Annotated in this window: 23 protein-coding genes; 18 read left to right on the top strand and 5 right to left on the bottom strand. The window is 68.4% G+C overall.

The window, feature by feature from the left end; all coding sequences use genetic code 11:
* Positions 1–28 precede the first annotated feature (28 nt).
* Both ACESMR_RS02005 and ACESMR_RS02000 read left to right on the top strand, forming a co-directional pair.
* The gene (locus tag ACESMR_RS02005) at positions 29–415 is read left to right on the top strand and encodes an HPF/RaiA family ribosome-associated protein (protein WP_373044619.1); all 387 of its coding nucleotides are present in this window, start codon (positions 29–31) and stop codon (positions 413–415) included.
* 298 nt (positions 416–713) lie between these two features.
* Positions 714–1,205 (top strand): HPF/RaiA family ribosome-associated protein, encoded by a 492-nt coding sequence (locus ACESMR_RS02000; RefSeq protein ID WP_373044617.1) that lies wholly within the window; start codon positions 714–716, stop codon positions 1,203–1,205.
* Here ACESMR_RS02000 and ACESMR_RS01995 read toward each other — a convergent pair.
* Both ACESMR_RS01995 and ACESMR_RS01990 read right to left on the bottom strand, forming a co-directional pair.
* Positions 1,199–2,005 (bottom strand): ParA family protein, encoded by an 807-nt coding sequence (locus ACESMR_RS01995; RefSeq protein WP_373044616.1) that lies wholly within the window; start codon positions 2,003–2,005, stop codon positions 1,199–1,201. The two genes, ACESMR_RS02000 and ACESMR_RS01995, sit on opposite strands and share 7 nt — an antisense overlap.
* A gap of 5 nt (positions 2,006–2,010) precedes the next feature.
* Positions 2,011–2,400 carry a hypothetical protein gene (locus ACESMR_RS01990; RefSeq protein WP_373044614.1) on the bottom strand — a complete coding sequence of 130 codons (390 nt, stop codon included), beginning with the start codon at positions 2,398–2,400 and terminating at the stop codon, positions 2,011–2,013.
* Between the two features lie 122 nt (positions 2,401–2,522).
* Between ACESMR_RS01990 and ACESMR_RS01985 the strand changes: the two genes are divergently transcribed.
* The 6 genes from ACESMR_RS01985 to ACESMR_RS01960 all read left to right on the top strand — a co-directional run bounded on the left by ACESMR_RS01985 (position 2,523) and on the right by ACESMR_RS01960 (position 7,541).
* Entirely contained in the window at positions 2,523–3,431 is a 909-nt protein-coding gene (locus tag ACESMR_RS01985) for an ArsA-related P-loop ATPase (protein WP_373044613.1), read from the top strand.
* A 23-nt stretch (positions 3,432–3,454) separates the two neighbouring features.
* Positions 3,455–4,600: an ArsA family ATPase gene (locus ACESMR_RS01980; protein ID WP_373044611.1), complete on the top strand. Its 1,146-nt coding sequence runs from the start codon at positions 3,455–3,457 to the stop codon at positions 4,598–4,600.
* Between the two features lies 1 nt (position 4,601).
* On the top strand, positions 4,602–5,009 hold the full coding sequence (locus tag ACESMR_RS01975; protein WP_373044610.1) for a secondary thiamine-phosphate synthase enzyme YjbQ: 408 nt from the start codon (positions 4,602–4,604) through the stop codon (positions 5,007–5,009).
* Complete coding sequence (locus tag ACESMR_RS01970) at positions 5,006–6,145, top strand: hypothetical protein (RefSeq protein WP_373044608.1); 1,140 nt, start codon at positions 5,006–5,008, stop codon at positions 6,143–6,145. The genes ACESMR_RS01975 and ACESMR_RS01970 overlap by 4 nt, the downstream gene beginning before the upstream one ends.
* Position 6,146: 1 nt before the next feature.
* Positions 6,147–6,572: a Holliday junction resolvase RuvX gene (gene ruvX / locus ACESMR_RS01965; RefSeq protein WP_373044607.1), complete on the top strand. Its 426-nt coding sequence runs from the start codon at positions 6,147–6,149 to the stop codon at positions 6,570–6,572.
* A gap of 78 nt (positions 6,573–6,650) precedes the next feature.
* Positions 6,651–7,541: a hypothetical protein gene (locus tag ACESMR_RS01960; protein ID WP_373044605.1), complete on the top strand. Its 891-nt coding sequence runs from the start codon at positions 6,651–6,653 to the stop codon at positions 7,539–7,541.
* Between the two features lie 72 nt (positions 7,542–7,613).
* Here ACESMR_RS01960 and ACESMR_RS01955 read toward each other — a convergent pair whose 3' ends face one another.
* Positions 7,614–8,678: an FAD:protein FMN transferase gene (locus ACESMR_RS01955; protein ID WP_373044604.1), complete on the bottom strand. Its 1,065-nt coding sequence runs from the start codon at positions 8,676–8,678 to the stop codon at positions 7,614–7,616.
* A gap of 116 nt (positions 8,679–8,794) precedes the next feature.
* Between ACESMR_RS01955 and ACESMR_RS01950 the strand changes: the two genes are divergently transcribed.
* The 8 genes from ACESMR_RS01950 (at position 8,795) to ACESMR_RS01915 (ending at position 19,108) form a co-directional block, all read left to right on the top strand.
* On the top strand, positions 8,795–9,568 hold the full coding sequence (locus ACESMR_RS01950; protein ID WP_373044602.1) for an ABC transporter ATP-binding protein: 774 nt from the start codon (positions 8,795–8,797) through the stop codon (positions 9,566–9,568).
* Positions 9,565–10,371: an ABC transporter permease gene (locus tag ACESMR_RS01945; protein WP_373044600.1), complete on the top strand. Its 807-nt coding sequence runs from the start codon at positions 9,565–9,567 to the stop codon at positions 10,369–10,371. Before ACESMR_RS01950 ends, ACESMR_RS01945 begins: the two co-directional genes overlap by 4 nt.
* A gap of 441 nt (positions 10,372–10,812) precedes the next feature.
* On the top strand, positions 10,813–12,879 hold the full coding sequence (locus ACESMR_RS01940; RefSeq protein ID WP_373044598.1) for a PrkA family serine protein kinase: 2,067 nt from the start codon (positions 10,813–10,815) through the stop codon (positions 12,877–12,879).
* 93 nt (positions 12,880–12,972) lie between these two features.
* Positions 12,973–14,085, top strand: a complete 1,113-nt coding sequence (locus tag ACESMR_RS01935; protein ID WP_373044596.1) for a DUF444 family protein — start codon at positions 12,973–12,975, stop codon at positions 14,083–14,085.
* Positions 14,086–14,091: 6 nt separating this feature from the next.
* A complete protein-coding gene (locus ACESMR_RS01930) occupies positions 14,092–15,591 on the top strand; it encodes a SpoVR family protein (RefSeq protein WP_373044594.1) in 1,500 nt (499 codons plus the stop codon).
* Between the two features lie 209 nt (positions 15,592–15,800).
* Positions 15,801–17,261: a cytochrome ubiquinol oxidase subunit I gene (locus ACESMR_RS01925; protein WP_373044593.1), complete on the top strand. Its 1,461-nt coding sequence runs from the start codon at positions 15,801–15,803 to the stop codon at positions 17,259–17,261.
* A 2-nt stretch (positions 17,262–17,263) separates the two neighbouring features.
* Positions 17,264–18,277 (top strand): cytochrome d ubiquinol oxidase subunit II, encoded by a 1,014-nt coding sequence (cydB, locus tag ACESMR_RS01920; protein ID WP_373044591.1) that lies wholly within the window; start codon positions 17,264–17,266, stop codon positions 18,275–18,277.
* A 126-nt stretch (positions 18,278–18,403) separates the two neighbouring features.
* Positions 18,404–19,108 (top strand): VOC family protein, encoded by a 705-nt coding sequence (locus ACESMR_RS01915; RefSeq protein WP_373044590.1) that lies wholly within the window; start codon positions 18,404–18,406, stop codon positions 19,106–19,108.
* Between the two features lie 20 nt (positions 19,109–19,128).
* On the opposite strand, the gene ACESMR_RS01910 is transcribed toward ACESMR_RS01915, so the two are convergent.
* Entirely contained in the window at positions 19,129–19,500 is a 372-nt protein-coding gene (locus tag ACESMR_RS01910) for a cupredoxin domain-containing protein (RefSeq protein WP_373044588.1), read from the bottom strand.
* Between the two features lie 145 nt (positions 19,501–19,645).
* On the opposite strand from ACESMR_RS01910, the gene ACESMR_RS01905 reads away from it, so the two are divergent.
* Together ACESMR_RS01905 and ACESMR_RS01900 are read left to right on the top strand one after the other, a co-directional pair.
* Entirely contained in the window at positions 19,646–21,118 is a 1,473-nt protein-coding gene (locus ACESMR_RS01905) for a TolC family protein (RefSeq protein ID WP_373044587.1), read from the top strand.
* 64 nt (positions 21,119–21,182) lie between these two features.
* Positions 21,183–22,454 (top strand): multicopper oxidase family protein, encoded by a 1,272-nt coding sequence (locus tag ACESMR_RS01900; RefSeq protein ID WP_373044585.1) that lies wholly within the window; start codon positions 21,183–21,185, stop codon positions 22,452–22,454.
* Here the strand turns inward: ACESMR_RS01900 and corA are convergent, their stop codons facing one another.
* Positions 22,455–23,606: a magnesium/cobalt transporter CorA gene (corA, locus tag ACESMR_RS01895; protein WP_373044584.1), complete on the bottom strand. Its 1,152-nt coding sequence runs from the start codon at positions 23,604–23,606 to the stop codon at positions 22,455–22,457.
* Between the last annotated feature and the right edge of the window lie 58 nt (positions 23,607–23,664).

Genomic DNA, 23,664 nt, shown 5'->3' with positions numbered 1-23,664 from the left:
CGGCGAGAAAGCCGGATAGGAGGACGCGATGCAGTTCATCGTGCACGGTCACCATCTCGATCTGACGGAATCCCTCAAGGAGCGCTGCCGCGCCCACGTCTACGACCGCGCGGAAAAGCTGGTCGACGACACCGCAGCCCGGCTCGAGATCGAGCTCGCCGATCACTTCGGCCAGAAGCACGGCAAGGGTGACAAGTCGTGCCGCATCGACCTGCGGGCCCCTGGCCTCTCGCCGATCCACGTGAGCGAGATGCGCCCGAGCATGCACGAGGCGATCGACATCGCCGCCGACCGGCTCATCGAGGCCCTCCGGCGCGGGGTGGAGAAGAAGGAAGACCGCCGCCGGCGGGACGACATCCGCAACCACGTCCCGCAGACGCCGGCGGAAGCGGGTGAGGAGCAGGAAGAGTTCTGACCCCGCCCCTGCCACAGGGCATCGGCAAAAGCTGCGCCCCGCCCCACGGCGGGGCGCAGTCGTTTAAGCGCCCCCCTTCGCCACCCGCCGCAACTTCTGCGTTCTCCTGGCGCCCGACGCAGCACCTGCGCGACCGCCCGGCTGCCTGGCTGCCTTCGCCCCTGTCCCCGGGACACCGGAAGGCAGGGCCGCCGCTCCCTCGCCCCCCGGAGAAGAGGGGGCCGGGCCGCCGTGGCGTCCCGCCGGATCGCACCCCACCTTGAGCCGTAGAAAGCTGCATTTCGGGAGGCACCCAAGCATGCACATCGAGCTGAAGGCCCTGGGTCTCGAGCTGACCGACTCCCTCCGGGAGTTCTGCGATGCCCACATCGTCGAGCCCCTGCGCCGGGTCTACGACCGCGAAGGTCCCCGCCTGGAGATCGAGCTCTCGGACAACAACGGGCCGAAGGGTGGCATCGACAAGCGCTGCCGCATCACCTTCGAGATGCCCCACACCAAGACGCTCAACGTCATCGAAGAGTCCGAGGACATCTACCGGTCGGTGGATCTCGCCGCGCAACGGTTCCGGCGCCTGGTCAACAAGTACAAGGGGTGGAAGCTGCAGCGGAGCCGCTACCCCATCAAATACTACGCGGCGCAGATGGAGCACATGATGCAGCCCGGCGAGACGCTCTCGCCGGAGGACATCACCCAGGAAGAGGACTCCCTCGCTGCAGCGGAGGAGCGGGAGCGCCTCGAGCGGAACCCGCCGCCGGGCTACGCCGGCGAGCCGGCAACCGAGCCCTACTGATTGGAAGCGGTGGCGGCCTTCGCGGAGGCCGCCACCGTGCTGCCCCGGGAGAGGAGCTCGCGGGCGATCGCCTCGAGGGTGAGCGCGCCCTTCGACGTCGGGGCGTACTCCCAGATCGTCTGGCCGTAGCTCTGGGCCTCGTCGATCTGCACGTTGTAGCCGAGCACCGTGCGGCAGATCTCCGCCGGGAATTGCTCCCGCAGCTTGGCGAGGATCTCGTCCGCCAGCGCGGTCTTGCGGTAGAGCGTCGGCACCACCATCGAGACCTGCAGCGCCTGGTGGTCGAAGCGTTCCCGCACCCCCTGCACCGTCTCGATGATCTCGGCGCAGCCGTCGAGGGCGAAGTAGGTCATCGCCACCGGGATCACGATCTCGTCGGCGGCGAGCATGATGTTGGTGGTGACCAGGCCCATCGACGGCGGAGCATCGAAGATCACGTAGTCGTAGCCCGCCAGATCGGAGAGCTTCCCTCGAAGCAGCCGATCCCGGTCGGGCAGCGCCGCCACTTCCACCGGAAAGCGCGCCATCTCCTTGTTGGAGGCGAGGAGGTCGAGCCCCTCCACCGGCGTGCCGCGCACCACGTCGTTCACCTGCACCGCCGGGTCGCAGAGCAGATCGGCGATGGTGGGCTTCAAGCCCCGGACGTCGACGCCGAGGCTCTTGCCCGCATGGCCCTGGGTGTCCAGGTCGCAGAGGAGCACCCGGGCGTCCCGGTGCTGCGCGAGCCAGGCGGCGGTGTTCACCGCGAGGGTGGTCTTGCAGGAGCCACCCTTCTCGTTGATGAAGGCGATGCGGCGCACGGTTCTCAGGCCTCGGGCTTCTTCTTCGGCGCCCGCTTCTTCGGGGCGGCTTTCGGCTGCCCGGCAGCGCCGGCAGCACCGGCGGGCGCCGCCGAGCCGCCGAGCCGGTCCTCGAGCCGGTCGAGCTTGGCGTCGAGCTCCACCATGGTCCGGTCGAGATCGTCGAGGCGCCGGCGGAGCTCCTCCACGTCGGCGGTCGAGGGCAGGTTCATCGTGGCCAGCGCGCCACGGAGGCTCTTGTCCAGGGTGCCCTTCGCCGCCAGCGTGCCGGCGACAATCTGCTGGATCGCCATGACGAATCGTTCGTTGGACAGGAGCTGGTTGGCCAGCCGGCCCACCTGTGCCTCCCCTGCCTCCACGAACTTCTTGACGACCGGATTGCTGCGGATATCCACGGCCCACCTCCGTGATGCGGGCGCAATCTCCCGCGGGACCTTTCCCATGTCAACGCGCGCCTGCCCATGCAACGCCTTCGCTTCGTTGACCGGCGGCATTCCGGCGCATAGGTTCCGCGCCTATGTCCCTTCTCGACCGCCGCCTCCTCTTCACCACGGGAAAGGGCGGCGTGGGCAAGAGCACCGTCACCGCTGCCCTGGCGCTGGTCGCAGCGGCCCGGGGCAAGCGCGTCCTCGTCTGCGAGGTGAACACCCACGAGCGGATCTCGGTGCTCCTCGGGGGCCGGCCTGCGGGGACGGAGATCCGGCGGGTCGCCGACGGAGTCGACGCGGTGGTGGTCCGGCCGCAGGAGTCGATGCGCGAATACGCGCTGCTGCAGCTCAAATACAAGGCGGTCTACAAGGCGGTCTTCGAGAACCGCTTCGTCGCCCGCTTTCTCCGCTTCATCCCGTCGCTTCCCGAGCTGGTGATGCTCGGGAAGATCCTGCACCACGTCCGCGAGCAGAAGTGGGATCTGGTGCTGGTCGACGCGCCCGCCACCGGCCACGGGATCACCTTCCTGCGGGTGCCGCAGGTGCTGATCGACACGGTGCCCCCGGGGGCGATGCGCACCGACGCCGAGTGGATGCAGGCGCTCCTCGTCGACCCGGCGATCACCGCCGTCAACCTGGTGAGCCTGCCCGAGGAGCTCCCCGTCAACGAGACCATCGAGCTGGGGACCGCGGTTCGCGGCACCCTGCGGATGGCGCCGGGCAAGGTCTTCCTCAACCGCGCCTACGAAGGGCGCTTCACCCCGGCGGAGCTCGAAGGGCTCGACCGCATGCTCGAGCCCCCGGCGCTCGACGCTGCGGCGAACGCCGCCAGGGCCCATGCGATCCGGGCGAACCTCACCAGCCGCTACCGGGAGAAGCTCGACGGCGCGCTCCACCTCCCCATCGTCGACATCCCCTTCCTCGCGCCAGCCGGCGATTTCGGCAGGCCCGCCATCGACGCGGTCGCGCAGCTGCTGGCTGCCGAGGGAACGCTGTGAGCACCCGCGCTGTCGGAAAAGGGGTGCTGGATCCGCACGAGGCGCTGCGCACGCGGCGCGTGATCGTCTGCGTGGGCTCCGGCGGCGTGGGCAAGACCACCGTCGCCGCCACGCTCGCGCTCCGGGCCGCGGTCGAGGGGCGCAAGGCGATCGTCCTCACCATCGATCCCGCGCGGCGTCTGGCCAACGCCCTTGGCCTCGCCAACATCGGCAACCTCGAGACCCGGGTCGAGGAGAGGTGGCTCCGCGAGGCGGGCCTCGCCCCGCAGGGTGAGCTCTGGGCGATGATGCTCGACCTCAAGCGCTCCTGGGACGACTTCATCCACCGCACCGTGCCCGCCGACCGGGCCGAGGCGATCCTCCAGAACCGCTTCTACCAGACGCTCTCCTCGGCCCTCGCCGGCTCGCAGGAGTACATCGCGATGGAGAAGCTCCACGAGCTCTACGCCAGGGGCGAGTGGGACCTCGTGATCCTCGACACGCCGCCGACCGCCCACGCCCTCGACTTCCTCGAGGCCCCGAACCGCGTGCTCGATTTCCTCGACAACGAGGCGGCGCGGGTGATTCTCGGCCCCGCCCTGGCCGCCGGGCGGATGGGCATGCGCCTCTTCAACCTCGGCGGCAACTACGTGGCCCGGACGCTCTCGAAGTTCACCGGCGGCGAGACGCTCCAGGAGCTCGGCCGCTTCATGGTCGAAATCCAGGGCACCTACGGCGTGTTCAAGGAGCGCGCCGCGAAGGTGAAGGCGCTGCTCGCTTCCGACGAGGCCGCCTTCGTGCTCGTGACCTCCGCCCACGCCTTCACCATCGACGAGGCGATCTACTTCCACGACCTGCTCGTGCAGGAGCGCATGCCCATCGCCGCGGTGGTGGCGAACCGGGTCCATCGGGATTTCCTCGACGAGCTCCCGACCCCGACCCCGGCGGATCTCGCCGATGGCCTCGCCCGCGCCGGACTCCCGGACGGCGGCGCCCCGCCCCTCTCCGAGCGGCTGGAGCGGACGCTCCTCGAGGCGCGCGCCATGGCGCAGCTCGACGCGCGCCACCTCGAGCGCCTCCGCCGGGCCTGCCACCCCACCCGGCAGCTGCAGGTGCCGCGCTTCGACACGGACGTCTATGATCTCCCCGGCCTCTGGAGCCTGGGCCAGCATCTCTTCCCCGGAGCATGAAATGCCCCGCACCCTGAACGTCCTCGAGATCCAGACGCAGACCGCAGACGAATTCGTCGACCTCACCGCGAAGGTGAAGGCGGTGGTGCAGCAAAGCGGCGTCACCGCCGGCACGGTGGTGGTGTTCTGCCCGCACACCACCGCCGGGATCACCGTGCAGGAGAACACCGACCCGGCCCTCAAGGAGGATCTCTTCGAGGCGCTGGAGCGGATGGTGCCGCGGGACCGGCCCCAGAAGCATGGCGAGGGAAATGCCCACGCCCACATGAAGGCGGCGATGATCGGCTCCTCCGCCACGGTGCTCGTCGAGGGCGGCAAGCTGCTCCTCGGCCAGTGGCAGGCGATCTATTTCGTGGAATTCGACGGACCGCGGCGCCGCACGGTGCAGGTGAAGGTGATGGCCGGATGAGGAAGTCGCTTTGCTGCGCCGCGCTGCTGGTGGCGCTCGCCGGCTGCGCCGGCACCCAGGTTCGGCCCGACGAGGCGACGCTCGATCCCCTCCAGGCCGAGATCGCCTCCTTCAACGACGAGGAGCTCTTCGCCTGCGGCACCGCCGCCTGGCAGGCGCAGGATTACGTCCGAGCTGCCGCCTGCTTCGCCCGCCTCGGCGACGCCTTTCCGCAGAGCCGCCACTGGCACGACGCGATGTTCAACGCCGGCGCCGCCTACGAGGCGATGGAGGCGTGGCAGCTCGCGCTCGATCGCTACCGCGCCGTGATCGATCCGCAGCTTTCGCCGGCGTCGGATCTCGAGCCGGTCTGGCGGGCGGCCACCGCGCTCTACCACCTCGATCGCTACGACGAAGCGATGGCACTGCTCCAGCCGCTGACCGCCGCGCCCTGGGGCGCCCAGGATCGCATCCGCGCGATGACCCACATCGGCGTCTGCAAGGTGGAGATGGGCGATCTCGGGCAGGCCGAGATCGATCTGCGCAACGCCCTCTCCCTCTACCGCAAGGAGTCGGAGAAGGCGGAGGAGCGGATCAACGACTACTGGCCCGCGCAGGCGCAATTCTTCGTCGGCGAGATCTACCGGCTCCACTTCGAGGCAGTGCAGCTGAAGGCGGTCGACGACACCGAGAAGCTCGGGCAGGAGCTCGAGTACAAGGCGCAGCTGCTCCTCTCGGCGCAGGGCCATTACCTCCGGGCGATCCGCATGGGCAACGTCCACTGGGGCACCGCCGCGGGGCAGCGGGTGGGCGGTCTCTACGAGACGCTCTACGACCAGATGATGACCGCGCCGGTTCCCGAGGGGATGGAGGAGAGCGAGGCGCAGCTCTACCGCGGGCTGCTGCGGCGCAAGGTGCGGGTCCTGGTGCAGAAGGCGATCAGCATCTACGAGCGCACCCTCTCGACCGCCGAGCGCGTCGGCGTGCAGAGCGGCTTCGTGGCCCAGACCCAGGCGAGCCTCGACCGGATGAAGCAGGTGCTCCTCGCCGACGCGGCCCGCGACGAGGCGGAAGGGATCACCGACGAGGACCTGGAGCGGAAGGAATCGCCTCCACAGCCTGCGCCCGACGAGAGGGCGCAGGTGCCGGGGGCCTGACGTGGTCTTCCTCGCACTGGACGTCGGCGACAAGACCATCGGCGTGGCGGCCTCCGACGAGCTCGGCTGGACCGCCCAGCCGGTGCGGACCATCCGCCGCTCCAACCTCGCCCAGGACCTCGACGAGCTCGCCGGCATCGTCGAGGAGCGGCAGCCTGCGCGCTTCGTCATCGGCCTGCCGATCAACATGGACGACACCGAGGGGCCGCGGGCGGCGAAGACCCGGCGCTTCGCCGAGCACGTCGCCGCGCGTTTCGCCCTGCCCATCGTGCTCTGGGACGAGCGGCTCTCCACGTGGGAGGCGGAGCGCATGCTGCGCGAGATGAACGTCGACGCCCGCAAGCGCAAAGCGGTGATCGACACCGTGGCGGCGGTGGTGATCCTCAAAAGCTACCTCGACAGCGGCTCTCCCGAGCAGGGGATCTAGCCGAGAACTAGCTCCGGCACCTGCCGCGTGGTACCACGACACCACACTGCCAGTGAACGCCTATTGGAGGTCTCTCCCTTGGCTCCCCGCTATACTCCTGCTGAACGCGCCATCCTCTACGCCTGCACGTTCGGGCGACTGCCGCTCGAGACTGTCAACCAGGTCCTTGGTTCAGTCTCGTCGCGGCAGCTTCCGGCGAGTAGCTACCAGATGCTCACCAGTGGCTATGCGAAGTTCTTCGCAGACGATCCCGCGCGCCTCGGAAATGCAATTTTCAAGCCCGTCTCGATGAAGGAGATTGCGGCGGCTGCGAAGGCAAGCAACGACTTCGAGAGCGAGGTTGGAGACTTTGAGTCGGACGAGAACGCAGCGGCTGTCGCGCATGGTGGGCTGCTCGACGGAGATCGCTTCTTGACGCTCTTGAAGGAAGCGCTCCCGACGGACTGGAGTGGCCACGACACCGTGCCGGGAGCGAGCGGCTGGACCCAGTTCATGACCGACCGCCTCACATTGGTGGCGCGGAATGCAGGTCTGGGCATCTGCTCGCACTACCTCGAGGATGCGCCGCGCACGTGGAAGAACGAGGGCGCTACCCGCCAACTGCGACGGGAATACGGCTTCGATTTCACCCTGTTCCGTGACTGGACGGAGTACGAGCAGCCCGCCGTGCTGATCGAGCATGAGAACGCTTGGAACCTTCGCGCCTTCCTCGCGGACTTCTGGAAGCTGATGTTCGGCTACGCGCCACTGCGCGTCATGTTCGGCTACCACGCGAGCGAAAGCGGAATCTCTGCGTACGTCGAGCGAATCCGCGAACTCGCACGAGCCAACAGTTGGACCTACCCGAGCGGAACCGAGGACATCGTCCTCCTCGGACACAACGGGATGGAGCCCCACGCCTTCCGCGTGCTTCGACGTTACGCGAATTCTGGCGAATGGCGGGAGAGCGGCGTGCTCTCGGGGCTGTAGCCGTCCAGACCGAGCGGCTTGGCCGCGATCGAGCTACGAGGAGGAATGCGGCTCCCCATCGAGAACCATCGGCTAGGGCGTGGGCTGCCGCCACTCGATCCGGCCCTGCAGCCCTTCGCTGATGTGGACGACGTTCGCCGCGTCCACCACCACCACCTCGCAGCCCTGCGCCTTCGTGTAGGGCAGGCCCTTCTCCGGCCCGAGGATGAAGACCGGCTTGGTCACCACCTCGGCGGTGAGGGCGTCGGGGCAGAGGGCGGTGACGCTGCGGCTCCTGGTCGCCGGGCGGCCGGTGGCGGGGTCGATGATGTGGTGGTAGCGCACGCCGTCCCGCACGAAGAAGCGCTCGTAGTCGCCGCTGGTGGAGAAGGCCTGGTCGCGGATCTCCACCACGGCGAAGGTGGCGTCGCCGTCGCGCGGGTCCTGGATCCCGGCGCGCCAGGGCCTGCCGTTGCGGCTTCCGGCCGCATAGAGATCGCCGCCGAGGCGGATCACGAAGTCGGGCAGCGCACGCTGGCGGAAGATCGCGGCGAGGCTGTCGACCGCGTATCCCTTGGCGATTCCGCCCAGGCCCAGCGCCTGCCGCTCGCCCAGCGCGATGGTGCGCGCCTCGGGGTCGAGTCGCACCTGCCTCCAGTCGACCTTGCGCCGCGTCTTCTCGATCGCTCCGTCGGGCGGCACGGTGCCGTCCATCGCGTCGCCGAAGCGCCACAAGCCGCGCATCGAGGCCCAGGTGGGATCGAAGGCGCCGCCCGAGCGCTCTGCCGCCTCGAGCGCAAGCGCCACGAGATCGAAGAGCTCCTGCGGCACCTCCACCGGCGGGCCGCCGGCGGCGCGGTTCACCGCCGAGATCGGCGAGTCGGCCCGCCACTCGGAGAGGAGCGCGTCGAGGCGCCGGAGCTCGTCTTGCGCCTCCTGGACCGCCCGCGCGGCGACGGTGGCGTCCGGTGCGCCGAGCACGATCGAGATCTCCGTGCCCATCGTCGGGAAGGAGGCGGCGAAGAAGCCGTCGCCCAGTGGCACCACCGCTGGCAGGGCCCCTTCCGTCTCCTCCGTTCCCGGCGGCAGATCGAGCGCGGGCCCTGCGGTGGTCGTGGCGCAGGAGGTGGCGAGAAGCAGGCAGGCGAGCAGGCGCATGATCCGATCCGCGGCAGCAAGTTCGTGCCGTCGTAGCCCCACGCCGCGGCCACTGCAACCGCCGGCGCTTCCGTTCGTGGGAAGGAGCGGCGGGCGGGCGGTGTACGATGGAGGCGATGCATCCCGCCCTGCAGCTCTCCGACGCCAGCAAGGACTACCCGGCGCCGCGCTCCTTCGCTGCGTGGCTGCGGTCCCCGTTGCGCACGCCGAGCGTCCTGGCCCTCGACCGGGTCTCGTTCGAGGTCGCGCCGGGGGAGGTGGTCGCGCTCCTCGGCCCCAACGGCTCGGGCAAGACCACCTGCGTGAAGCTGCTAGCCGGCATGCTCCGCCCGACCCACGGCCACGCCCGCGTCTGCGGCGTCGACACCGCGCAGGCCACCGAGGCGGCACAGGCCCGGGTCGGCTACGTGGTCGCCGACGAGCGCTCCTTCGAGTGGCGCCTCTCGGCGCGGCAGAACCTCGCCTTCTTCGGCGCCCTCCATGGCATCGCGCGCAGGCCGCTGGCCGACCGGATCGACGAGCTCGGCGATCGCCTCGGCCTCCGCCTCCTCCTCGACCGCCCCTTCCGCACCCTCTCCGCCGGGCAGAAGGCCCGGGTCGCCATCGCCCGCGGGCTGCTCCACCGCCCCGCCGCGCTCCTCCTCGACGAGGTCACCCGCACCCTCGATCCCGGCGCCGCCGATCGCCTCCGCCGCTTCGTGCGCGAGGAGCTGGTCGAGCGCGACGGCCTGGGCGTGCTCCTCACCACCCACGATCTGCACGAGGCCCGCGCCCTCGCCTCCCGGGTGGTGGTGCTCCTCGACGGCAGGGTTCGCGCCGGCGGCAGCTGGAGCGAGGTGGAGCCCGCGCTCCACGCAGCCTTCTTCGCGGCCGACGAGGAGGCCGCGTGAAGCTCCTGCGCCAGGCCTTTGCCTTTCTCCGCCGCGATCTGCAGGTGGAGACCTCCTACCGCGCCAACGTCCTCCTCGGCGCGGTCTCCGCCTTCGCCCTCCTCGTCACGCTCTACTACGTGGGCGAGACGGTGGGCCCCACCCGCCTCATCGCCGCCTATGGCGGGAGCTATTTCGCCTTCACCCTGATCGGCTTCGCCGCAGCGGCGCCTCTCCACGCGGCGCTGCTGCAGCTGGCGCGGCGGGTGCGCGAGGCGCAGATGACCGGCACCCTCGAGGCGATCCTCGCCACGCCGGTGGGCCCGGCGCGTGCGGTGCTCCTGTCGGTGCAGACCCCGCTCCTCGGCGCCGCGCTCCGGATGGCGGTGCTGCTCCTCGGCGCCTGGTCGATCTTCGGCCTGCCGCTCGGCGACGCGAACCTCGGCGCTGCAGCGCTCGTGCTTCTCCTCGCGCTGGCGAGCTACGTCCCGCTGGGGCTGCTCTCCGCCGCGTTCACCCTGCGCTTCAAGCGCGGCGATCCGGTGGCGGCCTTCCTCGATCTCACCTCCGTGCTCCTCGGCGGCGTCTTCTTCCCGGTGGCGGTGCTGCCGCCGCCGCTGCAGGCCGTGGCCCAGATCCTCCCGCTCACCCACGCGCTCGAGGGGCTGCGCCTCTCGCTCCTCCAGGGCGCCGGGCCCTCCGCGGTGGCGCCGCAGCTCCGCCTCCTCGCGATCGCGGCGGCGGTGCTCGTGCCCCTCGCCTTCCTCGCCTTCGCCGCAGCGGTGCGGCGCGCCAAGGCGGACGGCTCGCTCACCCACTTCTGATTGGATCTCCGGCAGGCCGGGAAGAAAACGCCGACTTCCTGGTTGCCGAAGATGGAGCAGACGAAGCCGGCGGTTCCACCGCGGAACGGCGTCGCCGCGTGCTCCCTGCAGGCACGGCGATCCCGTGCCCGGTGCGCAACCGTTCGTGGGTGTTTCGTTCCCTGCACATGCGGGGGCCCACCTTGCCGCGAAGCGGAGCGGTGCACCACAATCCGGAAGTAGAGCAGCAGCTCCCCGGGTAGTCGCCGCGGTCCGATCCCGCGGCCGGGGCCGAGCGGTCGAGACCTCGACCCGCGGGCCCACGCCCGCCCCGGGTTCAACCGTCCCGACCAGTCGTACGCAGAGGGAGACGGCCCTGATGGGGCCTGGGTTTCCCCGCCGGGAACCCGTCCCTACATTCGGTGCCTCGTCCCCTATCCGCCATCGAAGGAGCCCGAGCTCATGAAGGAAGCCTACGAGATGGAGAGCCTCGTCGCTCGCATCGCGTCGATGCAGGATCAGAAGAGCTACCAGGAGCAGCACTGGGAGGGCTCTTTCGAAGATTATCTCCGCATCGTCCAGCAGAATCCGAAGGTCACACGGACCGCGTTCCAGCGCCTGTACGACATGATCCTGTCGCACGGGAAGACCGAGTACATCGACAACAAGAAGAAGCTGATCCGCTACCACTTCTTCCACGACGAGAAGTTCGGCGGCAGGGACGCAATCTTCGGCCTCGACGTGCCGCTGATGAAGCTGGTCAACGTCTTCAAGTCGGCAGCCGAGCAATACGGCACCGAGAAGCGCGTGATCCTGCTGCACGGACCGGTCGGCTCCTCCAAGTCGACCATCGCGCGCCTGCTCAAGAAGGGCATCGAGGCCTATTCGCGGACGCCGGAGGGCGCGCTCTACACGTTCAGCTGGATGCTCGACAAGCGGAAGAGCGACGGCAGCGTCGAGCGCGAGGTGATGCCCTGCCCGATGCACGAGGAGCCGCTGCACCTCATCCCGCAGGAGTGGCGCGAGCAGGTCTTCGCCCAGCTCTCGACGCCGGGCGCCGGCTTCCAGATCACCGCCGGCGGCGAGCTCTGCCCTGCGTGCCGTCACGTCTTCAAGGAGCTGATGACGGAGTACAAGGGCGACTGGTCGAAGGTGGTGCAGCACGTGAAGGTGCGCCGCCTGATCCTCTCGGAGAAGGACCGCGTCGGCATCGGCACCTTCCAGCCGAAGGACGAGAAGAACCAGGACTCGACCGAGCTCACCGGTGACATCAACTACCGGAAGATCGCCGAATACGGCTCCGACTCCGATCCGCGCGCCTTCAACTTCGACGGCGAGTTCAACATCGCCAACCGCGGCGTGATCGAGTTCGTCGAGGTCCTGAAGCTCGACGTGGCCTTCCTCTACGACCTCCTGGGCGCCTCCCAGGAGCACAAGATCAAGCCGAAGAAGTTCCCGCAGACCGACATCGACGAAGTGATTCTCGGCCACACCAACGAGCCGGAGTACCGCAAGCTCCAGAACAACGAGTTCATGGAAGCGCTCCGCGACCGCACGGTGAAGATCGACATCCCGTACATCACCAAGTTGGCGGAAGAGGTGAAGATCTACGAGAAGGACTACAACCTCAAGAAGATCCGCGGGAAGCACATCGCGCCCCACTCCCTCGAGATGGCGGCGATGTGGGCGGTGCTCACGCGCCTCGAGGAGCCGAAGAAGCACAACCTGACGCTCCTGCAGAAGCTCAAGCTCTACAACGGCAAGAGCCTGCCCAACTACACCGAGGACAACATCAAGGAGCTCCGCAAGGAGGCGCTCCGCGAGGGCATGGACGGCATCTCGCCCCGCTACGTGCAGGACAAGATCTCGAACGCCCTGGTGAGCGACAAGGGAGAGGGATGCCTCAATCCCTTCATGGTCCTCAACGAGCTCGAGGCCGGCCTCAAGACCCACTCGCTGATCTCGAGCGAGGAGGTCCGCAAGCGCTACCGCGAGATCCTCGGCACGGTGAAGCAGGAGTACGAAGACATCGTCAAGAACGAGGTCCAGCGCGCGATCTCGGCGGACGAGGATTCGATCAAGAAGCTCTGCTCGAACTACATCGACAACATCAAGGCCTACACCCAGAAGGAGAAGGTCAAGAACAAGTACACCGCGCAGTACGAGGAGCCCGACGAGCGGCTGATGCGCGCGATCGAGGACAAGATCGACATCCCCGAGAGCCGCAAGGACGATTTCCGGCGCGAGATCATGAACTACATCGGCGCGCTGGCGATCGAGGGCAAGACCTTCGACTACCGGACCAACGAACGTCTCCACAAGGCCCTCGAGCTCAAGCTCTTCGAGGACCAGAAGGACACGATCAAGCTCAAGAACCTCGTCTCCTCCGTCGTCGACCGCGACACCCAGGAGAAGATCGACGTGGTGAAGGAGCGCCTGATCAAGAACTACGGCTACTGCGAGATCTGCTCGACCGACGTCCTCAACTTCGTCGCCTCGATCTTCGCCCGCGGCGACGCCAAGGACTAGCGAGCTCGAGCAGGCCACCGATGCACCGGGACGCCGCGGCCACCGCCGGCTGCGGCGTCCGTTCCGCCCACCCCAGACGCCGGCTCACTCGCGATGACGATCAAGATCAAACAGGATCATGCCCGCTTCAAAGACATCGTCCGCGGGAAGATCAAACAGAACCTCCGCCGCTTCATCCAGAAGGGTGAGATGGTCGGCAAGAAGGGGAAGGAGTTCATCACCATCCCCCTGCCCACCATCGACATTCCCCATTTCCGCTACGGGCCCAAGCAGCAGGGCGGCGTGGGCCAGGGAGAGGGCGAGGTCGGCCAGATCCTCGCGCCCGGTGAGGAGCAGCCCGGCGACGGCGAGGGCAAGGCCGGCCAGGGAGAGGGCCAGCACATCCTCGAGGTCGACGTCTCCTTCGACGAGCTCGCCGAGATCCTCGGCGAGGAGCTCGAGCTCCCGCGCATCGAGCCCAAGGGCAGCGAACGCATCGTCACCGAGCGGATCAAATACACGGGCGTGAACACCACCGGTCCCGAGTCGCTCCGCCACTTCAAGCGCACCTACAAGCAGGCGCTGCGGCGGCAGATCGCGTCGGGCACCTACAACCCCGACCGGCCGGTGATCATCCCCTACCGCGAGGATCGCAGGTACCGCTCCTGGAAGGTGACGCCGGTCCCCGAATCGAACGCCGTGATCGTCTACATCATGGACGTCTCCGGCTCGATGGGCGACGAGCAGAAGGAGATCGTGCGGATCGAGTCCTTCTGGATCGATACGTGGCTGCGCAAGCAGTACAAGGGGGTCGCCACCCGCTACATCATCCACGACGCCGTGGCCCGCGAGGTCGACCGGGAGACCTTCTTCCACACCCGGGAGTCCGGCGGCACGATGATCAGCTCGGCCTACCGGCTCGCAGCGGACATCATCGACCACGAGTACCCGCCCCACGCGTGGAATACCTACGTCTTCCATTTCTCGGACGGCGACAACTGGAGCGCCGACGACACCCGCCTCTGCGTCGACGTGGTCCGGGAGCGCATGCTTCCCAAGGTCAATCTCTTCGCCTACGGGCAGGTGGAATCGCCCTACGGCTCCGGCCAGTTCATCAAGGATCTGCGCGAGAACTTCCAGGAGGACGAGCGCGTGGCGCTCTCGGAGATCGCCGACAAGGACGCGATCTACACCTCGATCAAGGACTTTCTCGGGAAGGGGAAGTGACGAGCGATGCCTTCCTTCAGCAACCGTTCCCTCCCGCCGCGCCTCGCCGACCTCGAGCAGGAGATCAAGGGTTACGCCAAGGAGATGGGCCTCGATTTCTACGAGGTGATCTTCGAGCTGCTCACCTACGACGAAGTGAACATGGTCGCGGCGTACGGCGGCTATCCCAACCGCTATCCCCACTGGCGGCACGGGATGCAGTACGAGCAGCTCTCGAAGGGATACGAGTACGGCCTCTCGAAGATCTACGAGATGGTCATCAACAACGATCCCACCTACGCCTATCTGCTCGAGTCGAACCCCGAGGTGGATCAGAAGCTGGTGATGGCCCACGTCTACGGGCACGGCGACTTCTTCAAGAACAACTTCTCGTTCGCCCACACCAACCGGAAGATGATGGACGAGATGGCGAACCACGCCACCCGCGTGCGCCGCTGGATCGACCGGATCGGCATCGAGCCGATCGAGGACTTCATCGATCGCTGCCTCTCCCTCGAGAACCTGATCGACTACCACGCGCCCTACATCAAGCGCGGCCCGTCCCACGTCCCCGCTGGCGAGGTGGAGGACGAGCGCATTCGCGGCCTGAAGAGCGACCGCGAATACATGAGCAAGTTCATCAACCCGCCCGAATACCTGGCGGCGCTGCAGCAGAAGCAGGACGAGGAGCGCAACAGGAAGCGCCGCTTCCCGGAGCGGCCGGAGCGCGACGTGCTCGCGTTCCTGCTGGAGAACGCGCCCCTCGAGCCCTGGGAGCAGGAGATCCTCGCGATCATCCGCGAGGAGGCCTACTACTTCGCGCCACAGGGCCAGACGAAGATAATGAACGAAGGTTGGGCATCTTTTGCCCATACGACGATTATGACCACCCGCGCGCTGCGGGACTCCGAGGTCATCGACTACGCCGACCACCACGCCGGCACGGTCTCGATGCGGCCCGGCTCGATCAACCCCTACAAGATCGGCCTGGAGCTCTACCGCGACATCGAGGATCGCTGGAACAAGGGCAAGTTCGGCAAGGAGTGGGACGACTGCGACGACATGGCCGAACGGCAGCGCTGGGACAAACAGCTCGGGCTGGGCCGGCAGAAGATCTTCGAGGTGAGGAAGCACTACAACGACGTGACCTTCATCGACGAGTTCCTCACGCCCGAGTTCTGCCTCGAGCACAAACTCTTCGTCTACGGCTACAACGACAAGCACCAGGCGTGGGAGATCCTGAGCCGCGACTTCAAGGGCATCAAGGAGAAGCTCCTCCACCAGCTCACCAACTTCGGCCAGCCGATCATCGAGGTGGTGGACGCGAACTGGGACAACCGCTCGGAGCTGATGCTGGTGCACAAGCACGACGGCGTGGATCTCAAGATCGACGACGCGCGCTTCACCCTGATGAACGTGCAATCCCTCTGGCGGCGGCCGGTGAATCTCTTCACCCGCGTCGAGGGCAAGAGCGTGATCCTCCGCTTCGACGGCAAGGAGCACTCCGACCGCAAGGCCGAGCTCTAAGCCGAAGCACAAGCGAGCAGCAGCAGCCGAAGGCCACCCGGGCGGTGGCCTTCGGCGTTCCTACGCCATGAGGCAGCGCCGCCGCTGTTCGTGAACCGACGGCAGGCAACACGCCGCACCACCCCGCCGATGCATCCCTCGTTGTGCAACGCGGCGCGGTCGGTCAGCGTGACCCGACCGCAGCACCGTCCCACCGACCGAGGTGCCCGATGGACGTCGTCCTGCTCGCCCGCCTGCAGTTCGCGCTGACGATCATGTTCCACTACCTCTTCCCGCCGCTCACCATCGGCCTGGGGGTGGTGATCGTCTACCTGATCGGCATGCACCTGCGGACGAAGCAGGTGATCTACGACGTCGCCGCCCGCTTCTGGACGAAGGTCTTCGCGCTCAACTTCGCCCTCGGCGTCGCCACCGGCATCGTGATGGAATTCCAGTTCGGCACCAACTGGGCCGTCTACTCCCGCTACGTCGGCGACGTCTTCGGCTCCGCCCTCGCCGCCGAGGGGATCTTCGCCTTCTTCCTCGAGTCGGGTTTCCTGGCGGTGCTGGTCTTCGGCTGGGACCGGGTCTCGCCGCGCATGCATTTCTTCGCGGCGCTGATGGTGGCGATCGGCGGCATCTTCTCCTCGATCTGGATCACCGTCGCCAACTCCTGGCAGCAGACCCCCGCCGGCTTCGCGGTGCGGCCCTACGAGGTGAACGGCGAGATCTTCCACCGTGCGGAGATCCAGGACTTCTGGGCGATGGTCTTCAACCCCTCGACCGTCGACCGCCTCGTCCACGTCTGGTTCGGCGCCTTCATCCTCGGCGCCTTCTTCGTGATGAGCATCTCTGCCTGGTACCTGCTCAAGGGAAGGCACACGGATTTCGCGCGGCGCTCCTTCAGCGGCGGCCTGCTCTTCGGCACCATCTTCTCGCTGGCGCAGCTCGTCTCGGGCCACTCGAACGCCAACATGGTGGCCGAACACCAACCGGCAAAGCTCGCCGCGATGGAGGGGATCTACCGGGCGGAGGCGCCAGCGGATCTCCACCTCTTCGGCTGGCCCAACGATGAGACGCAGCGGGTCGAGTGGGGGATCGCCCTGCCCGGCTTCCTCTCCTTCCTCATCCACAACGACTTCGAGACGGAGGTGAAGGGGCTCGCCGAGCTCGAGGAGGTCTACGGCAGGCCGCCGGTCTGGCTCACCTTCCAGGCGTACCACCTGATGGTGGCGTGCGGGATGTTCTTCATCGCGATCACGCTCCTCGGCACCTTCTTCCGCTGGCGGGGAACGCTCTTCGAGCAGCGCTGGCTCCTCTGGCTCTTCGTGCCGGCGGTGGTCCTCGCCTTCGCCGCCAACGAGCTCGGCTGGGTCGCCGCCGAGGTGGGCCGGCAGCCGTGGACCGTCTACCCCTCGTGGCAGAACGGCGAGTTCGTGCAGGGCCTCCGCACCGCCGATTCGGTCTCGGAGTCGGTGGTCGCCGGCCAGGTGCTCGGATCGATCATCGGCTTCGGGATCATCTACGCCCTGCTCTTCGCCCTCTGGATCTTCCTGCTCAACCACAAGATCCAGCACGGCCCCGAGCTGCCGCACCACAAGGAGAAGACCTCGCTGGAGGACTACCTCGAGACCGCCGCGCACCGGGCGGGCCACGAGGAGTCCTTCACCGAGCCGAAGATGGGAGGCTGACCATGGATCTCAACATCTTCTGGTTCGTCCTCCTCGGCGTCCTCCTCGCCGGCTACGCCATCCTCGACGGCTTCGATCTCGGCGTCGGGATCCTCCATCCGGTGGCGAAGACCGATCTCGAGCGCCGCACCATCCTCAACTCCATCGGCCCGATCTGGGACGGCAACGAAGTCTGGCTGGTCACCTTCGGCGGCGCTCTCTTCGCCGCCTTCCCCGAGGCCTACGCCACGGTCTTCTCCGGCTTCTACACGGCGTTCATGCTCCTGCTGCTGGCGCTCATCTTCCGGGCCGTCTCGCTGGAGTTCCGGAGCAAGGTGCAGAACGCCCGCTGGCGCCACGCCTGGGATCACGCCTTCTTCGGCGCGAGCCTGCTCGCCACCCTCCTCTTCGGCGTGGCGGTGGGCAACGCCATGTACGGCGTCCCCTTGAACGCCCGCGGCATCTACGTCGGCACCTTCTTCGACCTGCTCAACTGGTACGCGCTGCTCTGCGGGGCGCTCGCCGTTGCGCTCTTCTCGATGCACGGCTCGATCTATCTCTACCTGAAGACCGAGGGAGCGCTGCAGGAGCGCATCCACCACCAGATCTGGCGGACCTTCGGCTTCTTCCTCGTCCTCTACTTCCTCGTCACCATCGCCACGCTGGTCGCCGTGCCCCGCTCCCTGCAGAACTTCGACGAGCACCCCTGGGCCTGGATCGTGGTGGTCCTCAACGTGCTCGCGGTGGCCAACGTGCCCCGCGCGATCTACCAGCGCCGGCCCGTCTACGCCTTCGTCTCCTCGTCGGCGACGATCGCGGCGCTCGTCTTCCTCTTCGGCATCGCCCTCTTCCCTGCCCTGGTGACCGGGCGCGAGATCGAGAACAGCCTCACCATCTACAACGCCGCCAGCTCGCAGAAGACGCTCACGATCATGGCCTTCATCGCAGGGCTCGGCATGCCCTTCGTCGTCGCCTACACCGTGGTGATCTACTGGACCTTTCGCGGCAAGGTGAAGGTGGGCCCGCACAGCTACTGAGCCGCGCGGGCGACGGCAGACCGATGGGCCACCCCGCGTTTGCCCGCGCCCCTCCGGATTCATATGCCTTTGTTGGGCGCGTGAATGGGTCGGATGCCCGCCGTCCGCACGACCCGGGAGAGAGACGTGAACGCCAGCGAATCCCGTCATCGCGATCAGACGAGCGCCGACAAGACCGACCTGAAGCTCGAGGTGGTCGCCCTCCCTGTCTCGGATCTCGATCGTGCGAAGGCCTTCTACGAGGGGCTCGGTTGGCGGCTGGATGCCGACTTCAGCAAGGGCCGCGCCCGGGTGATCCAGCTCACGCCCCCCGGCTCTGAAGTGTCGGTTCATCTGGGCACGGACGTCACGACCGCCGCGCCCGGTTCCGCCCAGAGTCTTTTCCTCGTCGTCTCGGACATCGAGGCGGCGCGCGCCGAGCTGGTGGAGCGTGGCGTCGAGGTGAGCGAGGTCTTCCACTACTCGTCACCGCCGGGCCCCTTCGGCGACAAGTTTCGCGGCCCGGCGCCCGAGCATCTCAGCTACGGCTCATACGCCTCGTTCCGCGACCCGGACGGCAACGGCTGGATCCTGCAGGAGGTCACGACCCGGCTGCCCGGTCGCGTCGACCGTGCCGCGACTTCGTTCGCCTCTGCGCATGGGTCGTGGAGAACGGTGCCGTGGCTGGTCTTCGATTCACCGAGCTCGACGGCGGATCCGTTTTCGATGCGCGTTACCGTTGAGACCATGCTCGGCGTGACCCATCGCAGGCCTCGGCATGCACCGGACTACACCGCGGTGTTCTACTGGACCTTCCGCGGCAAGGTGAAGGTGGGCCCGCACAGCGACTGAGCCGCTCGGGCCCGCCAATTTCAGTGGCGGTGGACGACGACGACTTTGCCCTTGAGCATGTGCATCCCGCACTTGAACTCGATCTCCCCCAGCTTGTCGGTGGGGATCTCGATCTCCACCGGCTGGTCCACCGGCAGCTCCTTCCGGATCCCGAGGGAAGGGAAGACCACCTCGGCAGCACACGGCGAGTAGTCCTTGCGGACGAAGCGGAGCACGACCTGCTCGCCGTGGCCCACCTCGATGCGCGAGGGCTGGTAGCCGCCGTCGACCACCACGTCGATCACACGGGCCTTCGTTTCCGCTGCAGCCTCGGCTGCTTCGGCAGGCAGGCTGGCGCCGACGGCGGGAAGGGCGAGGGCAAGAGCAAGGGCAACACGAACGAGCTTCTGCATGGCGTTCCTCCACGAGGGTTCTGCCCGGGCCGACGCCGCTCCGCGCGATCCATTACACCCGCCGCGCATGCCCACCCACCGAACGCGCGAGGTGTAAGCGCCCGCATCCCGCCACGTCTGCCGGTCGAACCCTGGAGGCTCGACCGTGAAACGCTTCGCCCACACCGCCATCCGCCGCAGCAGCGGCTCCCTCGTCGCCGCAGCGCTCCTCGCCGCTGCCCCCGCCGCCGCGGAAGGCGGACCCTCCGCCGCCAGCCTGGATGCGCCGACCGCCCCGCTGCCCCGCCTCGGGCTCTCCCTCGAGACCGACCCGCCGCTGCCCGGCGAGTCGACCGCCGGCTGGTACGGCCTCGGCCCTGCCTCGCCCGGAAATGCCCTGCCCGCCTCCGCCCGGCAGGGGAGCGGCAACGAGCTCACGCTCGAGCGCGCGGTGGAGATCGCCCTGCACAACAACGGCGAGCTCCGGGCGGTCCGCCACGAGCTCGAGATGACCCGCGGCCTCCAGCGCCAGGCGGGCGTCCTGCCCAACCCGCACCTCGAGCTCGAGGGCGTCCCCCACCACGGCGCCGCGGAGGTCGCCATCGAGTACCCGATCACCCGGGCGCTCCTCGCCCCCTTCCGCAGCAGCGCCGCTGCGGCGGAGGTGGGCGCCGCCAGGCTCCGGGCGAAGGCGGCGGCGATCCGGACCGCGTTCGAGGTCCGCTCCGCCTGGTACGCGGCGCAGGCTGCCCAGCAGAAGCTCGCCCTCTCCAACCAGGCCCTCGACGCCTTCGTGGCGGGACGCGACGCTGCCCGCGCGCTCCTCGTCGCCGGCAACACCATCGCCCTCGACACCGCGACGCAGGAGGCCGCCTACGAAGGCGCCCGGATCCGCTCGGCGCAGCTCGAGCTCGAGTACCACGACGCCCGGGAGAAGCTGCACCGCCTCCTCGGCCTCCACGGCGAGGCCACCACCTTCACCCTCCCCGCCGCCCTGCCCGCGGCACCGGCCGCCTTCCCCATCGAGGACGAAGCAGCGGAGAAGGGCGCCATCGCCGCGAGCATCGAGCTCGCCGAGCTGCAGCAGCGCATGGAGGCCAGCTCGAGCCGCGCCAGCCTCGGCAGCGCCGCCGGCTGGATCCCCGACGTCTCGCTCCGCGCCTTCGGCGAGCGCGAAGAGGGCGAGTGGGCGATGGGCGGCGGCATCGAGCTCTCCCTGCCGATCTTCGATCGCGGCCAGGGCGCGGTCGCCGCCGAACGCGCGAGCCTCGCAGCGCTCAAGGCGCGGCACGAGGCCCTCGCCACCGAGATCCGCTCGGCAGCCCGTGCAGCGCGCAACCGCCTCCGGATCGCCCACGCGGAGCTCGGCCACTACGAGCGCTCGGTCCTGCCCACCAGGGCGAAGGTCCTCGAGGAGGCGGTGCTCCAGTACAACGCGATGCAGGTGGGCGTCTTCCAGCTGCTCCAGTACAGGCGCGATCAGCTCGAGGCGCAGCTCGCCCACGTCGACGCGCTCCGCGGCTATTGGACCGCAGCAGCGGCCTTCGAAGCGGTGCAGTCCGGTGCGCGGGTCGAGGGCGGCGCCGCCCCCTCCTCGGCAGCGGCAGCACCTTCCTCCAGCGGCGGCGACAGCCACTAGCGGCCTGTAAGCCCGCTTGCCCCTGCACGTCAGCCCCAACGAAACGAACCACCGGAGACGAAAGATGGACCGCCGTTCCTTCATGAAGATGACCGGCCTCGCCGCAGCCGGCGCCTCGATCCTCGCCAGCGCCGACGCGGTCGCGGCACCACTCGCCCGCGCCGGCATCGGCCGCGGCAACTCCCGCCTCGTCACCCCCAACGGCCAGGCGCTGCAGTGGCGCATCGTCGACGGCGTCAAGGTCGGCCACCTCGTGGCCGAAGCCTTCGAGCACGAGTTCGCGCCGGGGATGAAGGCCGAGGTCTGGGGCTACAACGGCGGCACGCCGGGTCCGACCATCGAGGCCAACGAGGGCGACCGGGTCCGGATCTACGTGACCAACAAGCTGCCGGAGGCGACCACGGTCCACTGGCACGGCTTCGTGCTGCCCGCCGGCATGGATGGGGTGGCGGGTCTCAACCAGCGGCCGATCGAGCCGGGCGAGACCTTCAAATACGAGTTCGTGGTGAAGTACCCGGGCACGTACATGTACCACTCGCACTACGACGAGATGACGCAGATCGCGCTCGGCATGGTGGGCATGTTCATCGTCCACCCGCGGGTCGAGCCTGGGCCCCGCGTCGACCGCGACTTCGTGCTCATGGCCCACGAATGGAAGATGGAGGCAGGCGCGCGCCGCCCCGACCCCAACGCGATGAGCGACTTCAACGTCCTCACCTTCAACGGCAAGGCCTTCCCGGCCACCGCGCCGCTGGTGGTGGGAAAGGGCGAGCGGGTCCGCATCCGCTTCGGCAACCTGGGGCCGATGGACCACCATCCGATCCACCTCCACGGCCTCGCGTTCAACGTCACCGCCACCGACGGCGGCTACGTGCCCCGCTCGGCGCAATACCCGGAGACCACCGTGCTCGTGCCGGTGGGCAGCACGCGCGTGATCGAGTTCGTGCCGGAAGAGGAAGGCGACTGGGCGATGCATTGCCACATGACCCACCACGTGATGATGCAGATGGGGCACGGTCTCCCGAACATGGTCGGCGCCGACACGAGGCAGCTCGATCGGCGGATGAGCCGCGTGCTCCCCGCCTACATGACGATGGGGACGAAGGGCATGGGCGGGATGGGCGAGATGCCGATGCAGATGCCGCCCAACAGCCTGCCGATGCGCGGCGGCGAGGGCCCCTTCTCGTACATCGACATGGGCGGCATGTTCACGGTGCTCAAGGTGCGGAAGGATCCCGACCGCGCGGATCCGAACGGCTGGTACGCGTACCCGCGGGGCAGCGTGGCCACCACCGCCTCCGCGGACGAGCTCGCCCGTGACGGCATCGCGACCTGATCAGCGCGCCCGCGCCGCCGCCCGCCGCGGGCGCACGCGCTTCCTCCGCCTTGCGGCGAGCGTCCCCCGCTCGCCGACCTCGCTGGCTCCCCAAGGTGCCCGAAGCGAGCGGAACCAGCCCTTGCGCGCGAAGAGGATCGCCTGCACCGCAGCCGAACCGAGGAGCACCGCCCACGCGAAGAGGTAGCCGTACCGCCACTCGAGCTCCGGCATGAAGCGGAAGTTCATGCCCCACACGCCGGCAAGGAAGGTCATCGGCAGGAAGAGCGTCGAAACCAGGGTGAGCAGGGTCACCACCTCGTTGGTCCGCGAGCCGACGACCGAGAGGTAGAGGTCGCCGAGGGACGCGGCGGATCCCTGTGCCGTCTCCACCATCTCGAGGAGCTGCGCCGCATCCTCGCCGGCCTCGCGCAGATGGAGCTTCGCATCGGCGTTCCACCGGTGCGATTCGGCGCGCAGCGCCCGGAGGATCGCTTCCCGCATCGGACCGATGGCCCGCCGCAGGCCGAGCAGCCGGCGCCGCAGCCGGTGGAGCGAGCCGAAGAGCGGCTTGCGGCTGCCGCCGAGCACCGCGTCCTCGAGCTCCTCGATCGATTCGCGGAAGAGCTCCAGCGGCTCGAAGAACTCCTCCACCAGCGTGGCGATCAGCGCCGCTGCGAGGAAGGCGGCGTCGCGCGCCCGGATCGGGCCCACGGCACCTTCGAGGCGCTGCCGCACCGGCTCGAAGGGATCTCCGGCCCGCTCCCGGATCGTGACGATCCAGCCGTCGCCGAGAAAGAGGCTCACCTGCTCGTGCCCGGCCCCGTCGTCCGCAGCAGCGAGGACGAAGAGCTCGAAGTTGCCGTAGAGCGAGTAGTGCGGGCGCTGCGGCGGATGGGCAGCGTCGGCGACCGCCAGGGGATGGAGCCCGAGGAGTTGCTGCAGCGCGGCGAGCTCCACCCGGCCCGGTCCCTCGAGGTCGATCCAGGTGACGCCAGGCCGCGAGAGGAAGTCGGCGCAGGCGGCCACCTCGAGGAGCGCCCGGCTCTCGAAGCGGTGCGCGTCGTACTGGACGAGCCGCAGGGGCGCCTCGCCGGTCCGCGCCCCCGTCGCCAGGACGGATGGATCGGACCCTGCCGGCGGCCGCCGGTGCCTGCGCTGGCCCTCGCTCATCGCCCAACGGTGGCCGCGGCCGGGGGCGATGCAAGGGCGGCCCCGCCCGGGCGGGCGG

The organism is Vulgatibacter sp., from assembly GCF_041687135.1.
Classification (GTDB): domain Bacteria; phylum Myxococcota; class Myxococcia; order Myxococcales; family Vulgatibacteraceae; genus JAWLCN01.
This window is presented reverse-complemented; position numbering and strand designations above follow the sequence as displayed.